This window comes from Cryobacterium sp. HLT2-28 (assembly GCF_004402495.1).
GTDB classification, from domain to species: domain Bacteria; phylum Actinomycetota; class Actinomycetes; order Actinomycetales; family Microbacteriaceae; genus Cryobacterium; species Cryobacterium mannosilyticum.
In genome coordinates, this window is record NZ_SOFH01000031.1 from 113,783 (window position 1) to 127,459 (window position 13,677).

Genomic DNA, 13,677 nt, shown 5'->3' on the forward strand with positions numbered 1-13,677 from the left:
GATGAGGGGGCCGCACCAACAATGACGGGACTCGCTGCACGCATGTCACTCACCGAAACACTCGAACTTTCGATCCTGATGCCCTGTCTGAACGAGGCCGAAACACTGGCCGTCTGCATCGACAAGGCGCAGGACTACCTGCGGCGAAGCGGCATCGCCGGCGAGGTGCTGATCGCCGACAACGGCAGCACCGACGGGTCGCAGGAGATCGCCGAGGCGCACGGCGCGCGCGTCGTCGCCGTGGCGGAGAAGGGCTACGGCAGCGCGCTGATCGGCGGCATCGAAGCGGCCAAGGGCACCTACGTCATCATGGGCGACGCCGACGACAGCTACGACTTCAGCGCCCTCGACGGATTCGTCGAACGCCTCCGCGCCGGCGACGAACTCGTGATGGGCAACCGGTTCCGCGGCGGCATCGAGCCCGGCGCCATGCCGCCGCTGCACAAATACCTCGGCAACCCCGTGCTGTCCTGGATCGGCCGCACGCTGTTCCGCTCGCCGATCAAGGACTTCCACTGCGGCCTGCGCGGATTCAACCGGCAGTCGATGCTCGCCCTGCACCTGCAGACCACCGGGATGGAGTTCGCCAGCGAGATGGTCGTGAAGTCCACCCTCGGCGGATCCCGGGTCAGCGAAGTGCCGACGACCTTGAAGAAAGACGGCCGCAGCCGACCGCCACACCTCCGCAGCTGGCGTGACGGATGGCGGCACCTCCGTTTCCTGCTCATCTTCAGCCCGCGCTGGCTCTTCCTGATCCCCGGCAGCCTGGCCTTCCTGATCGGCTTCCTCGGCACCGTGCTGCTCGCCTTCGGGCCCGTCGTCGTCGGCGAGGTGGGGTTCACCTACTCCAGCCAGATCTACCTCGCCGCGCTCGCCGTGGTCGGCTACCAGGCCTTTCTCTTCGCGCTGCTCACCAAGATCTACGCCCAGCACGAGGGCTTCCGGATTCCACGCAGCCGCAACTTCGAACGGCTCGAGCGGCGGATCAGCCTCGAGAGCGGGGCCGTCTTCGGCCTGATCCTCTTCCTGGTCGGACTGGGAATCGCGCTTTCCCAGCTGATCGGGTGGGCGGCCGGCGGCTACGGCGCCCTGGAGGCGGGTGCGACCATTCGAGTCGCGATCCCGTCGGCGCTGCTGATGATGCTGGGGTCCCAGACCGTGATGGGCGGGATGTTCCTCGGGGTGCTGTCGGTCGGTCTGAAACGGCGCTAATCATGGGCCCGAGCGTCTCCGTCGCCCTGTGCACCTACAACGGGGCGGCCTTCCTCGAGGAGCAGCTCCGCAGCATCCTCGACCAATCCCTGCTGCCGACCGAGATCGTGGTCTCCGACGACGGCTCGAGCGACGGTTCCGCTGAGCTTGTGCTCAGCGTCTTCGGCGCGTGGCAGGCTCTGCACCCGGGGGTGGTGGTGGCGTTGCGAGTTCTCCGCAACGACGCACCGCTGGGGGTCACCGCCAACTTCGAGCAGGCGCTGTCGGCGTGCACGGGTGACCTCATCGCGCTCAGCGACCAGGACGACGTCTGGCACCCCGATCGGCTGGACCGGGTCGTTTCGGCATTCCAGGGCCGGCCGAGCCTGCAACTGCTGCACACGGATGCCCGACTCGTCGACGCCGACGGCCTCCCGCTCGGAGCCACCCTCCTGGACACGCTGGGAGTGTCGGCGGCAGATCGCGATGCGGTGCGCAGCGGCCGGGGGATCGACGCGCTGCTGCGTCGCAACGTCGTCACGGGCGCGACCATGGTCGTGCGCCGCGAACTCGTCGGGCGAGCCCGCCCGTTCCCGGCATCGTGGGTGCACGATGAGTGGCTGGCCATGGTCGCCGCCGCCAGCGGGGAGATGGACCTGCTCGACGAGGCGCTCGTGGATTACCGCCAGCACGCGGGCAACCAGATCGGCGCGTCGAGTCTGGACGCTTCCGGCCGGCTGGGCCGGCTGACGGCATCCCGCCGCGCACGGAATGCGCGGCTGCTCGCGCGGGCCGTTGACCTGCGGGAACGCGCCGGAGCCTTCGTGCCGGCGCCGACGGCGGAGACCCTGCGGAGGATCGACGCCAAGCTGGCCCATGAACGGATGCGCAGCGGGTTGCCGGCGGCCCGAGCCCGGCGGGTGCGGCCGGTGCTGCGGGCGCTGCGCGCCGGGGACTACACCCGGTTCGGGCTGGGCCTGCAGGACGTGCTCCGGGACCTCGTCCAGCCTGTCTGAGCGTGTCGGCGCCGGTCAGCCGATGAGGTTGCGCGGGCTGGGCCGGAGCAGGCTGCGCCAGCTCTTGCCCTGGGCCGCCTTGAGGGCGCAAATCAGCAGCAGCAGCCAGCCGAACTCGATCAGCGCCGTGCTCTCCGCGGCCGACGTGACGATGAGGATCACCAGCACCAGCGGTGACCACACGTAGACGAGCGTGCGCTTGTTGGACGCGAGCAGCCAGGAGCGCCAGAACGCCAGCCCGACCAGGGCCAGGAACGACAGGAAGCCGACCAGGCCGACCTGGAAGTACACGTCGAGGAACGCGTTGAGCCCGGAGGTCTGGTCGCGCCTGGTGACGAAGTCGAGCCAGCCGTAGGGTGTCACGCCGGTCGGCCAGAGTCCGGCCCAGCCCCAGCCCTCGAGCGGGTGCAGGCCGACCAGGCGCCACATCTCGCTCCAGAGCGAGTACCGGACCCCGAACTCGCTGCCGGCGTTGAGCCCCTCGATGAGCCGGGCTCTGGCGACGAACGCGGCGATTCCGACAACCGCGGTGGTGCCGAGCAGACCGATCTGCAGCCTCCAACGGTTATCCACCGGCGTGCGCCGCAGCCAGTAGAGCGCCAGCGCCGCCAGCCCGACGAAGAGGGCGACGACGAGGATGACGGGGGAGCGGGTGAGCAGCAGGCCGAAGCCGGCGAGCGCGATCGACCCGATCCCGACGCCGCGGCGCACCGACCGGGCGCGCACCTCGACGATGAAGGTGACCCCGGCGATGAGGGAGACCAGGCCGAAGACGTTGCGGGAGCCGAAGACGCCCTGCACCGGCCCGAGCTGGGCGATGTTGCCCTGGATGCCGAGGAACACGATCGGCAGGTCGAGCAGCAGCCCGGACAGCACCTCGAGGGCGAGGGAGAGCCCGAGCAGCACCCGCAGCACGTCGCCCGTCGCCCGCACGATCTGGATCGTGTCGCGGGCCAGGGCCACATAGATGGCCAGGAAGGTGAAGACGAGCTGGTAGAGCACCCCGCGCACGGTGTCGGGCGCATAGCCCGACCAGAGCACCGAGACGGCGCACCAGCCGACGAAGACCATGATCGAGATCGGAAGGAGCCCGTGCCAGTCGGTGCGCTCCCGGCGGGCGACCAGGGACGCCACGGCGAGAGCGACGAGGGTGACCAGCGCGCCGACCAGTCCGGGCCAGCCCATCACGCCCCGGATGAGGTGGGTGGAGAAGGCAACCCCGATGATCAGCAGGGTCAGCGAGGCGGCGAACCGCGGCGCCCCGAGGAAACGCACGAGCCGGGGCGAGACCTGGCGGCCGGGGATGTTCGGGATCATGGGCTTCCCACGCTACCGTCTACGGCATCGGCAGGGCAGAGGCCTGCTGGCGCTTCGTGACGATCGCGAGCACCACCAGGAGCACCCAACCCGACTCGATCAGCATCCGGCTCTCCGCCACGCTCTGGGCGAGGAGGGCGGCCAGCAGCAGCAGCGGCAGCAGGGCGGACGCCGCATACGGTTCGGTGTCGGCGATCCCACGGCGGGGCCGGTCGACCGCGAGGAACCAGGACCGCCACAGCGTCGACAGCACGAGCGCCGCGAAGACGACCAGGCCGACGATGCCGAGCTGCAGCCACACGTCGAGCCAGGCGTCGTGCGCCTGCAGGTAGACGACGCCCTTGCGCTCGGCCAGGCCCTTGAACGGCTCGGCCCAGGGGGCCCAGTAGCTGACCCAGCCCCAGCCGAAGACGGGGCGCTGGCCGGCGGCCTCGATCACTCCGCGCCAGATGTCGATCCGGCCGGTGACGTCGGGACTCTTGCCGAATACCGCGAGCAGCTGCGGGGTGAAGGCGGCCACGGCAGCGCCGGCGGCGACGACGGATGCCGCAGCCGCCAGGTAGACCGGACGACGCCGGTGCGGGCCGCGGCGTCTCGTCCACAGCGCGAAGACGAGCACGACCGCGACGGCCCCGGCCGCCAGCGACACGGTCGCCGACCGGGTGAGCGCGATCATGAGCACGGCGAGGGCCAGCCAGGCAATGCCCCAGCCCCGGCGCACGGTGCCCGCCGCGAGTTGCACGGCGAAGACGATCACGGCGAGCAGGGCGACGAAGCCGAGCAGGTTGCGGTTGGCGAGGATTCCCTCGATCGGGCCGCCGTGCAGGAGCAGGGCGCGGGACCAGTAGAACGCCTGCGGCACCTTCTCGGTGCCGTAGTCGACCCAGAACGGGAGCACCGGGTGCCGGATGAACACGGCGACGACAGCCTCGAAGACGAGGGACAGGGCGAGCACCCAGCGCAGGGCACCGCCGAGGGCGCGGAGCAGTTCGGCCCAGCTCAGGCAGAGCGCGAGGAAGACCGCGGCGACCGTGGTGGCCCACTGCAGGGTCACCCCGATCAGGGAGGCACCCAGGTAGTTCGACCAGGCCAGTGACAGGGTCGCCAGCAGGAGGAAGGCTCCGACGGATTTCGGGAATCGGGTCCAGTTCCAGTCGGGCTTCAGGCGCACCAGCCCGACGATGCTGCCGGCGAGCATGACGAGGGCGATCGCGCCGAAGCCCCACCAGCCGAACAGGCTGCGCCAGAACTGCCCGGCGAAGAGCGTGAAGAAGACCAGGGTCGCGAAGGTGCGAACGACGAATCGGCTCTGGACGGCGGGCATGTGTCTAAGGCTAGTGGGGCATCCGTTGAGAACCGCTCAGGGCGGCGCGCTCTCATCCGCGCTCTCATCCGCGCTCTCATCCGCGCTGGTGGCCGACCGGGTCGCACAGACCGCCGTTGCCCGCGGCTTGCTGTCAAATTCGACGGAGATTTTGGCGTTTTGGCGCCTCCCGGGCCGGTTCTGAGCCGATTCGGGCAAAATTACCGTCGAAATCGACCGGCTCGACCGGCTCGACCGGCGGACGGGAACCGACCACCGAGTTTGATACCCCATGGGGTATGGTGAGGCTATGAAAACAGTAATCGTGGGCGGAGTCGCGGGTGGTATGTCGGCGGCGACGCGGTTGCGCCGGCTGGACGAGGCGGCCGAGATCATCGTATTCGAGCGGGGACACTACGTCTCGTTCGCGAACTGTGGGTTGCCCTATTACGTGGGCGGCGTCATCCGTGACCGGGGCGACCTGCTGCTGCAGACGCCGGAGTCCCTCGCCAGCCGGTTCCGCCTGGACGTGCGGATCGACCACGAGGTGACCCGGATCGATCGCGAGTCGAAGACGGTCTTCGTGCGCGACACGCTCACCGGGGAGGAAGCCTCCGAGAGCTATGACCGGCTGATCCTCGCCGCCGGGGCCACCACGCGCAGCGTGCTGGCCCACTCCGACATTCCCGTGCACACCCTGCGCACGGTCGATGACGTCGACCGGATCACCGCGATCCTCGACGCCGCTGCCGGCCCGGTCTCCGCCGTCGTCATCGGCGCCGGTTTCATCGGCCTCGAGGCCGTCGAGAACCTCGTGCTGCGCGGCGTCGCCGTGACCGCGGTCGAGTTCGGACCCCAGATCCTCGGCCCTCTCGACGCCGAAATGGCGGCCCCCGTGCTCGACGCGCTGCGGGCGAAGGGCGTGGACGTGCGCCTCGGCACCGCGGTGAAGGGCACCTTCGGCGGCCGGGTGCAGCTCAGCGACGACACCGACGTCGCGGCCGACTTCCTGATCGAGGCCACCGGCGTGCGACCGGACACCTCCCTGGCCCAGCAAGCCGGTCTCCGGATCGGCGAGAGCGGCGGGATCTGGGTGGACGACACCCAGCGGACCAGCGACCCCTCGATCTACGCGGTCGGCGACGGGGTGGAGAAGATCGACGCGATCAACGCCCAGCCCACCCGGATCGCGATGGCCGGGCTGGCCAACCGCCACGGGCGCGCATCCGCCGACAGCATCGCCGGCACTCCCTCCTCGGCCGCCCCCGCGTTCGGCGCCGCCATCGTCGGCGTGTTCGGAATCACCGTGGCCATGGTCGGCTGGAGCGAACGGCGCCTCGTCGCCGAGGCGAGACCGCACCGGATCGTGCACACCCACCCGGCCAGCCACGCCACCTACTACCCGGGGGCCGAGACCATGTCGATCAAGCTGCTCATCGACTCCGAGACGGACGCCATCCTCGGCGCCCAGATCGTCGGCGGCAGCGGGGTGGACAAGCGGATCGACATCCTGGCCACCGCGATGGCCGGCGGGATCACGGCATCCGCCCTGACCCGGCTCGAGCTGGCCTACGCGCCGCAGTACGCATCGGCCAAGGACCCGATCAACCAGCTCGGCTACGTCGCCGACAACCTCGCGTCGGGCTCGACCCGGAACCTGCAGTGGCACGAACTGGAATCGGCGCTGGAGGACGGTGCCGTGCTGATCGACGTGCGCACGAGCGGCGAATTCGCCGCGGGCAGCATCCCGGGCGCCGCGAACGTGCCGCTGGACGACCTCAGGGAGCGCCTGGCCGAGATGCCGGATGCCCCGCTCGTCGTGCACTGCCAGGTCGGGCAGCGCGGGCACACCGCCGCCCGTATCCTGAGCCAGAACGGTTTCGACGTTCGGAACCTCGACGGCGGCTACCGCACCTGGACCGCCGGCGTCTCCACCCTCACCCTCACTCCCGCTCCCGCTCCCGCCCCAGTTCCCGAAAGGATCCCGGCATGAACGAGATCACCGTCGCCGACCTGTCCGCGCTTCCCGCTCCCGTCGTGATCGACGTGCGCGAGCCGTTTGAATACGCCGACGGCCACATCGCCGGCGTCACCCACATCCCGCTCGGCGAACTGGTGCAGCGCGTCGGCGAGGTTCCCCGCCAGGGGCCGGTCTACCTGGTCTGCGCGGTCGGCGGGCGCAGCGCCCAGGCGGCGGCGTTCCTGGCCGACCAGGGCGTCGACGCCGTCAACGTCTCCGGCGGCATGACCTCCTGGCGGCAGGCCGGGCTTCCCATCGAACGAAAGGCGTGACCATGACGACCGACGACACGGCCCAGCAGAAGAAGATCATCAACCGCCTCCGCCGGGCCCAGGGCCAGCTCGCGGCGGTCATCACGGCCGTCGAGGCCGGCGGCAGCTGCAAGGATGTCGTCACCCAGCTCGCCGCGGTGTCGAGCGCCCTCGACCGCGCGGGCTTCGTGATCGTGTCCACGGCCATGCGCGAGTGCCTCGACAACCCGGGCGCGGAGAACACCCTCACCGTCGACGAGCTCGAGAAGCTGTTCCTCACCCTCGCCTGACTGCCCGGCTCCCGGGGCGGACGGGCGCGGGCAGCGGGCAACGCTAGACGAAGGCGGCCTGGCCGGTGATCGTGCGACCGACGATCAGGGTGTTCATCTCCTGGGTGCCCTCGTACGAGTAGATCGCCTCCGCATCGGAGAAGAAGCGGGCGACGTCGTAGGAGAGCACGATCCCGTTGCCGCCGAAGAGTTCCCGGCACCAGGCGACCGTCTCGCGCATCCTCGCCGTCGTGTAGAGCTTGGCCAGCGCGGAGTGCTCGTCGCGCTGGCTGCCCTCGTCCTGCATCTGCGAGACCCGCACCACCATGGCCAGGCTCGCCGTGATGTTGCCGAGCGACTTCACGAGCAGGTCCTGCACCAGCTGGTGCCCGCCGATCGGCTTGCCGAACTGCTCGCGCTCCTTCGAATACGCCACGGCGGCCTCGTAGGCTCCCATCGCCGTGCCCACTGCGGCCCAGGACACCTCGGCCCGGGTCAGGCGCAGCACCTTCGCGGCGTCCTTGAACGAGTTGGCGTTCTGCAGCCGGTTGCGTTCGGGCACCACGACGTTGTCGAGGGTGATGTCGGCGTTCTGCACGGCTCGGAGGCTGATCTTGCCCTCGATCTTGGTGGCCGTGTAGCCGGGGGCGTCCGTGTGCACGATGAAACCCTTGACCTGCCCGTCCGCGGTGTCCTTCGCCCAGATGATGGTGATGTCCGAGAAGGTCGCGTTCCCGATCCAGCGCTTGGCCCCGTTCAGCAGCCAGACGTCGCCGTCGCGGGTTGCCGTGGTGCGCAGGCCCTGCGCCGCGTCGGAGCCGGAGAGCGGCTCCGTCAGCCCGAACGCGCCGACGATCTCGCCGGAGGCCAGCCGGGGCAGCCATTCGTCGCGCTGCTCCTGCGACCCGGTCGTAGAAATGGTGCCGCAGGCCAGCCCGTTCTGCACGCCGACGAAGGTGGCGACGGATGCGTCCACCCGGGCGATCTCCAGCGCCACGAAGCCGCGGAACACGGCCGAGTTCGGAAACGGCCGTGTCTCCGGCCAGCCGAAGGAGTACGCGCCGAGTTCGGCCAGCGGCCGGACGACTTCCTCGGGGAACTCGGCGCGCTCCCAGCATCCGTTCGCGATCGGCCTGACGTCCGACTCGAGGTAGGCGCGCAGCCTGGTCAGGGCCGCCTTCTCCGGGGCGCTGAGCAGGTTCTCATAGCCGTAGACGTCACTGGCGAGTGGCTCGAAAGTCATTGGGTGCTCCATTGCAGGGTACGACGGCCTCGCGTGCGGCGATCGGCGAATTCCCGCCAGCCTAGGTGGCGGGTCTGGGTCGGCCGAAAGCGCTTGGTAGTTTGGTCTAAACCGAGTAGTACAGGAGCCAGCATGTTTGTGGGCATCGCCAATTCACCCCGGAACTACGCCTGGGGCTCCACCACCGCGATCGCGGGCCTGCTCGGGCACGCCCCCTCCGGCAAACCGGAGGCCGAACTGTGGCTGGGCGCCCACCCCGGCTCACCGTCGGTCATCACCGACCCGGAGCAGGTCGGCGGCTACGCCACGCTCACCGAGTGGATCGCCGCCGCCCCGGAGGCCGCCCTCGGCGAGGCCCCGGCGCGCGCCTCAGGCGGAGCACCCCGGCTACCGTTCCTGATGAAGATCCTGGCCGCGGCGAGCCCGCTCTCCCTGCAGGCGCACCCCACCATGGAACGTGCCCGTTCGGGCTTCGCCCTGGAGAACGAGGCCGGAATCCCGGTCGACGCCGCGGACCGCAACTACCGTGACCCCTTCCACAAGCCCGAGGTCATCTTCGCCCTGAGCGAGAGCTTTGAGGCGCTCTGCGGCTTCCGGGAGCCGGTGGAGATCCGGCGAATCCTCGGCGAGTTCCGCGCCCTCGACGTGGCGAGCAACGACCCGCAGCCCGGCGCCCTGGACGCCCTCGAACAGCGACTGCTCGGCCCGGAGGCCCTCCGCGACACTGTCGACTGGCTGCTGCGCGACGGGCGCGGGGAAGACAGCGGCGAGGTCGCCTGGCTGGTCGAACGGGTCGTCGCCCTCGCCGGCAGCGCGGTCGGCCTGTCTCACGGCGGCGCCATCCTGGAGTTCCCGCTCGAGCTGGACACCGTGCGCAAGCTGGCCGTCGCCTATCCGGGCGACCCGGGCATCGTCATCTCCCTGCTCACCAACCGGGTGTCGCTGCGCCGCGGCGAGGTGCTCTACCTGCCGGCCGGCAACATCCACGCCTATCTCTCCGGCCTCGGGGTCGAACTGATGGCGGCCTCAGACAATGTGCTGCGCGGCGGTCTCACCCCCAAGCACATCGACGTCGACGAACTGCTCGACGTGCTCGAGTTCACGTCGCTGCCCGTGCCCTACCTCGCCCCCGTGTCCCACAGCCCGGGCGTGGCCGAATACCGGCCGGCCGTGGATGACTTCGCTCTGGTGCACATCACGGCGGAGGCGGCGGGAGCGGATGTCGCCGCCGGTGTTCCGATGCGTCAGTTCACGCTGACGGGACCCGGCATCGCCATCTGCACGGCCGGCGGATTCCTCGTGGCCGGGGCGACGTCATCCGTCACCCTCAAACGCGGCGAATCCGTCTACATCACGCCGGACGAGGGCACCCTGACCTTCGCCGGCTCCGGCGACGTGTTCCTGGCCACCACCCCCTGACCCGCGCCCGCCGGTCGCCGGTCGCCCGTCGAATTCGACGGACTTTTTGCCGTTTGAGTCCGGATATGCCGGGTTTCGGGCCATTCTCGGCAAAATCTCCGTCGAATTTGACGGGCCCGAGACGAGTTGGGGAGCGGTGGATGCGCTCGTAGCTTCTCCACCGCAGGTGTCGAACCCGCGGGGCATCCACACAACGATGGATGTCGTCGGCCGGCTGACCCGTCAGTGCGATGCTGCCCGGCATGCGCTCGCTGCCGAAGGACATCGCCGAACTCGGGTTGTTCGTCAAGCGGGCCGTGCTGCTGTCGAGGGGCTGGTCGGATCGGGATCTTCGCCGCGCGGTGAATCAAGGGACGATCCTTCGGATTCGCAAGGGGTGGTACTCGGTCCCCTCCGCGCCACGGTTCGCCGCGGAGGCATTCAGGATCGGCGGCCGCCTGGCCGGGTTGAGTTGCCTGAGCACCTGGGGAATCTGGACCCCGGAGACCAGAAAGATCCACGTCACTGTGCCAGATGCCGCCCGCGGACTGCGAAGGCCCACTGACATGCGGGCGCCGTTTGATCGAGCAGACGGTCACCGATATCGCGTGACCTGGAATGATGCCGCGACCGATCGGCACGCGTCATTCCGGTGGCGAACGAGCGTGATCGATGCGCTCGTGCATGTGCTGGAAAACCACGACCGGGTCACGTCGATAGTGTGTCTTGACGCGGCACTGCACAGCAGGCGGGAGGGTGGTGCCGGGATCGTGGAGTCGGATCTCGACGAGATCTTCGCCCGCGCCCCTCAACGGGTTCAGGCCTGGCGCTCGCAGGTCGATGGGCGTGCGGGTTCAGGCGGCGAGACGGAATTCCGTCTTCTCGCGCTCGAGGCCGGAATCCCGTTCGTTCCCCAGCCTTTTGTCGCGGGTGTCGGTTTCCTGGACGGCCAAATCGGGCCGTCGGTCTTCGTCGAGGTCGATGGTGCGAATTGGCACGACAACCCGGAGGCCTTCGCCGTCGACCGCGAACGCGACATCCTCGTGGCGGGCAAGAACGGGCGTGTCCTGCGGTTCAGCTATCCTCTGTTCCGCCGCAAATGGCAGCTCTGCGCAGCGGCCATGGCCAATGCCCTCGCCGACGATTACCGGCTGGCGAAGCAGACGGAATTCCCGGCCTTCCCCTGGCGCATGCAGCCCCGCCCGGCCTCACGCCCGCCCCGCCCGGCCGACGTCGACGCCCCCTGACCTGCAGACGCTGTCCTCCCGAGCGGTGCCAGCCGGTCAAATTCGACGGACTTTTTGCCGTTTTGCTGTCAGATATCCGGAAAAAACCGTGATTTGCGCAAAATTACCGTCGAATTCGACGGGCACGGGGCGAAACGGATGCCGCGCCCGGCCGGGTCAGCCGACGCGGCTGCCGCCGAACGTGCGACGGTACGCCGTCGGGGTGGTCTGGAGCACCTTGACGAAGTGGTGCCGCATCACCGCCGCGGCCCCGAAACCGGTGTCCGCGGCCACCTCCTCGAGGCTGCGCGAGGTCTCCTCGAGCAACTGCTGGGCTCGGAGCAGGCGCTGGCGGTTCAGCCACGCGGTCGGCGTCGTGCCCAACTCGGCGCGGAACCGGCGGGCGAACGTGCGCGGTGACATCAGGGACCGGCGGGCCAGGCTGTCGACGGTGAGTTCCCGATCGAGGTTGTGCAGCATCCACTCGGTGACCGCGGCGAACGAGTCGCTCGGGCACTCGGTGACCGGGGCCTGAATGAACTGGGACTGCCCGCCGTCGCGCTGCGGCGGCACGACCATGCGCCGGGCAATGATGTTCGCAGCCGCGGCGCCGAGCTCCTTGCGCACGATGTGCAGGGCGGCGTCGATGCCGGCCGCGGTCCCGGCGCCCGTGACGACCTTCCGGTCCTCCACGAACAGAACGTCGGGGTCGACCTCGGTCTGCGGATAGGCCCGGGCCAGGGCGTCGGTGTACATCCAGTGGGTGGTACTGCGCCTGCCGTCGAGGATGCCCGCCGCCCCCAGCACGAACGCCCCACTGCAGACGCTGAGCACCCACGCTCCGCGAGCCTCCGCCTCGCGCACGACCCGAAGGATGTCAGGGTGGATGCCGGCGCCCTCCTGGTAGGCCGGGATGGCGACCAGATCGGCGTCGTCTGCCGCGCCGAGGCCTTCGGTGACCACGATGTCGAAGCCGAGCTTCGTGCGCACCGGCCCGGGCTCGGCGGCCGTGACGTGGAAGTCGAAGACGGGACCGCCGTGCTCGCTCCGGTCGATCCCGAAGACCTCGCAAATGACGCCGAACTCGAACGGCGCCATTCCCGGCATGGTGACGCAGACGACCTTGCTGAGCATGAGTATTCCCTTTTCGAAAAGGACGAGCGTGGAGCCGGACGGGCGAATGGCAGGAATCCGACGATTCGTGGCAATCCTGCCACTAGCGGCAGGAAAACACAATACGTAGAATTTCTGCCATGATCATCCTCACTATGGCCATCGTGTTGCTCGTCGTCTGGGGCGTCGTCGCCACCATTCTCGGTCTCGGCAACGACGGGTTGGGCCGGCCGGAACTCGCGGATCGGAACCGGGGACCGGAGATGCGGCAGGGCTGAGGCTAGGCTGGACGCGCGGCAATGCAGGGTTGACGCACGATTCTGCGAGGTTCAGATGGCTTGGCTTGTCACCGGCGGCGCCGGCTATATCGGTTCGCACATCGTGCGTGCCTTCCTCGCCGAGGGGATCGACGTCGTCGTCGTGGACGACCTCTCCAGCGGGCACGCGGAGTTCGTGCCGGATTCGGTTCCGTTCGTCCAGGGCGACATCCTGGACGGCGACCTCCTGATGCGCACCTTCGCCGAACACGACGTCACCGGTGTCGTGCACGTCGCCGGGTTCAAGTACGCCGGCGTCTCGGTGCAGCGCCCGCTGCACACCTATCGGCAGAATGTGACCGCGACGGCCACCCTCCTCGCGGCGATGCAGGAATCCGGAGTCAACCGGATGGTGTTCTCCTCCAGTGCCGCCGTCTACGGCACCCCGCACACCGACCTCGTCACCGAGGACACACCGAAGAGCCCCGAGTCGCCCTATGGCGAGTCCAAGCTGATCGGCGAGTGGCTACTGCGAGACCAGGGCATCGCGGCCGGGCTCACGCACACCTCACTGCGCTACTTCAACGTGGTCGGCTCCGGCGCGCTGGAGCTGCGCGACACCAGCCCCCACAACCTGTTCCCCCTGGTCTTCGACGCCCTGATCGACGGACGCACCCCGAGCATCAACGGCAAGGACTACGCCACACCCGACGGCACCTGTGTTCGCGACTACATCCACGTGGCCGACCTCGCCGTGTCCCACGTCGCTGCGGCCAGGCGGCTGGATGCCGGTCAGCCGATCCTCCCGGTGTACAACCTCGGCAGCGGCGATGGCGTATCGGTGGGCCAGATCATGTCGACCGTCTCCGCCGTGACCGGGATCGAGTTCACGCCGGTGATCGGCCCTCGCCGGCCCGGCGACCCGGACCGGATCGTCGCGTCGGGCGAGCTTGCCGCCCGGGACCTCGACTGGGAGATGCGGCACAGCCTCGAAGACATGGTGGGCAGCGCCTGGGCGTCCCGGCAGGCGGCATCCGCCCCGCACATCTGACCCAATCTCGCGAATCGGCGAG

Annotated in this window: 13 protein-coding genes; 9 read left to right on the plus strand and 4 right to left on the minus strand. The window is 69.3% G+C overall.

Translation table 11 applies throughout. The features are described from left to right. The first annotated feature begins 42 nt into the window (after positions 1-42). Positions 43-1,212 carry a glycosyltransferase family 2 protein gene (locus tag E3O48_RS16980; protein WP_241974964.1) on the plus strand — a complete coding sequence of 390 codons (1,170 nt, stop codon included), beginning with the start codon at positions 43-45 and terminating at the stop codon, positions 1,210-1,212. Between the two features lie 2 nt (positions 1,213-1,214). Continuing rightward, positions 1,215-2,207: a glycosyltransferase family 2 protein gene (locus tag E3O48_RS16985; protein WP_134540868.1), complete on the plus strand. Its 993-nt coding sequence runs from the start codon at positions 1,215-1,217 to the stop codon at positions 2,205-2,207. 15 nt (positions 2,208-2,222) lie between these two features. Here the strand turns inward: E3O48_RS16985 and E3O48_RS16990 are convergent, their stop codons facing one another. Together E3O48_RS16990 and E3O48_RS16995 are read right to left on the minus strand one after the other, a co-directional pair. Then, positions 2,223-3,524, minus strand: a complete 1,302-nt coding sequence (locus tag E3O48_RS16990) for an O-antigen ligase (RefSeq protein ID WP_134540871.1) — start codon at positions 3,522-3,524, stop codon at positions 2,223-2,225. A 19-nt stretch (positions 3,525-3,543) separates the two neighbouring features. Then, on the minus strand, positions 3,544-4,848 hold the full coding sequence (locus E3O48_RS16995) for an O-antigen ligase (protein WP_134540874.1): 1,305 nt from the start codon (positions 4,846-4,848) through the stop codon (positions 3,544-3,546). 289 nt (positions 4,849-5,137) lie between these two features. Here E3O48_RS16995 and E3O48_RS17000 point away from each other — a divergent pair, with 289 nt between their 5' ends. Genes E3O48_RS17000 through E3O48_RS17010 form a run of 3 tightly spaced genes read left to right on the plus strand, consistent with a single transcriptional unit; the run spans position 5,138 to position 7,388 of the window. Next, entirely contained in the window at positions 5,138-6,820 is a 1,683-nt protein-coding gene (locus E3O48_RS17000) for an FAD-dependent oxidoreductase (RefSeq protein WP_134540876.1), read from the plus strand. Next, complete coding sequence (locus tag E3O48_RS17005; RefSeq protein ID WP_134540879.1) at positions 6,817-7,119, plus strand: rhodanese-like domain-containing protein; 303 nt, start codon at positions 6,817-6,819, stop codon at positions 7,117-7,119. Before E3O48_RS17000 ends, E3O48_RS17005 begins: the two co-directional genes overlap by 4 nt. Positions 7,120-7,121: 2 nt before the next feature. After that, positions 7,122-7,388, plus strand: coding sequence for a metal-sensitive transcriptional regulator (locus E3O48_RS17010; RefSeq protein ID WP_134510421.1), 267 nt, complete (start codon positions 7,122-7,124; stop codon positions 7,386-7,388). A 43-nt stretch (positions 7,389-7,431) separates the two neighbouring features. On the opposite strand, the gene E3O48_RS17015 is transcribed toward E3O48_RS17010, so the two are convergent. Next, positions 7,432-8,610 (minus strand): acyl-CoA dehydrogenase family protein, encoded by a 1,179-nt coding sequence (locus E3O48_RS17015; RefSeq protein ID WP_134540882.1) that lies wholly within the window; start codon positions 8,608-8,610, stop codon positions 7,432-7,434. Positions 8,611-8,742: 132 nt separating this feature from the next. Between E3O48_RS17015 and manA the strand changes: the two genes are divergently transcribed. Together manA and E3O48_RS17025 are read left to right on the plus strand one after the other, a co-directional pair. After that, positions 8,743-10,029 carry a mannose-6-phosphate isomerase, class I gene (gene manA, locus E3O48_RS17020; RefSeq protein ID WP_134540885.1) on the plus strand — a complete coding sequence of 429 codons (1,287 nt, stop codon included), beginning with the start codon at positions 8,743-8,745 and terminating at the stop codon, positions 10,027-10,029. Between the two features lie 242 nt (positions 10,030-10,271). Next, the gene (locus tag E3O48_RS17025; RefSeq protein ID WP_134540888.1) at positions 10,272-11,255 is read left to right on the plus strand and encodes a hypothetical protein; all 984 of its coding nucleotides are present in this window, start codon (positions 10,272-10,274) and stop codon (positions 11,253-11,255) included. Positions 11,256-11,411: 156 nt separating this feature from the next. On the opposite strand, the gene E3O48_RS17030 is transcribed toward E3O48_RS17025, so the two are convergent. Next, positions 11,412-12,368, minus strand: coding sequence for a GlxA family transcriptional regulator (locus tag E3O48_RS17030; protein ID WP_134540891.1), 957 nt, complete (start codon positions 12,366-12,368; stop codon positions 11,412-11,414). Between the two features lie 119 nt (positions 12,369-12,487). On the opposite strand from E3O48_RS17030, the gene E3O48_RS17715 reads away from it, so the two are divergent. Together E3O48_RS17715 and galE are read left to right on the plus strand one after the other, a co-directional pair. Beyond that, positions 12,488-12,625, plus strand: coding sequence for a hypothetical protein (locus tag E3O48_RS17715; protein ID WP_166788743.1), 138 nt, complete (start codon positions 12,488-12,490; stop codon positions 12,623-12,625). Between the two features lie 55 nt (positions 12,626-12,680). Beyond that, on the plus strand, positions 12,681-13,655 hold the full coding sequence (gene galE / locus E3O48_RS17035) for a UDP-glucose 4-epimerase GalE (protein WP_134540894.1): 975 nt from the start codon (positions 12,681-12,683) through the stop codon (positions 13,653-13,655). Positions 13,656-13,677: the final 22 nt, after the last annotated feature.

Bases quoted from the DNA above. Each gene is read 5' to 3' on its own strand.
- E3O48_RS16995 (WP_134540874.1), bottom strand. From the start codon at position 4,848: ATGCCCGCCGTCCAGAGCCGATTCGTCGTTCGCACCTTCGCGACCCTG.
- galE (WP_134540894.1), top strand. From the start codon at position 12,681: ATGGCTTGGCTTGTCACCGGCGGCGCCGGCTATATCGGTTCGCACATC.
- E3O48_RS16985 (WP_134540868.1), top strand. From the start codon at position 1,215: ATGGGCCCGAGCGTCTCCGTCGCCCTGTGCACCTACAACGGGGCGGCC.
- E3O48_RS16980 (WP_241974964.1), top strand. From the start codon at position 43: ATGTCACTCACCGAAACACTCGAACTTTCGATCCTGATGCCCTGTCTG.
- E3O48_RS17715 (WP_166788743.1), top strand. From the start codon at position 12,488: ATGATCATCCTCACTATGGCCATCGTGTTGCTCGTCGTCTGGGGCGTC.
- E3O48_RS17010 (WP_134510421.1), top strand. From the start codon at position 7,122: ATGACGACCGACGACACGGCCCAGCAGAAGAAGATCATCAACCGCCTC.
- E3O48_RS17005 (WP_134540879.1), top strand. From the start codon at position 6,817: ATGAACGAGATCACCGTCGCCGACCTGTCCGCGCTTCCCGCTCCCGTC.
- E3O48_RS16990 (WP_134540871.1), bottom strand. From the start codon at position 3,524: ATGATCCCGAACATCCCCGGCCGCCAGGTCTCGCCCCGGCTCGTGCGT.
- E3O48_RS17030 (WP_134540891.1), bottom strand. From the start codon at position 12,368: ATGCTCAGCAAGGTCGTCTGCGTCACCATGCCGGGAATGGCGCCGTTC.
- manA (WP_134540885.1), top strand. From the start codon at position 8,743: ATGTTTGTGGGCATCGCCAATTCACCCCGGAACTACGCCTGGGGCTCC.
- E3O48_RS17025 (WP_134540888.1), top strand. From the start codon at position 10,272: ATGCGCTCGCTGCCGAAGGACATCGCCGAACTCGGGTTGTTCGTCAAG.
- E3O48_RS17015 (WP_134540882.1), bottom strand. From the start codon at position 8,610: ATGACTTTCGAGCCACTCGCCAGTGACGTCTACGGCTATGAGAACCTG.
- E3O48_RS17000 (WP_134540876.1), top strand. From the start codon at position 5,138: ATGAAAACAGTAATCGTGGGCGGAGTCGCGGGTGGTATGTCGGCGGCG.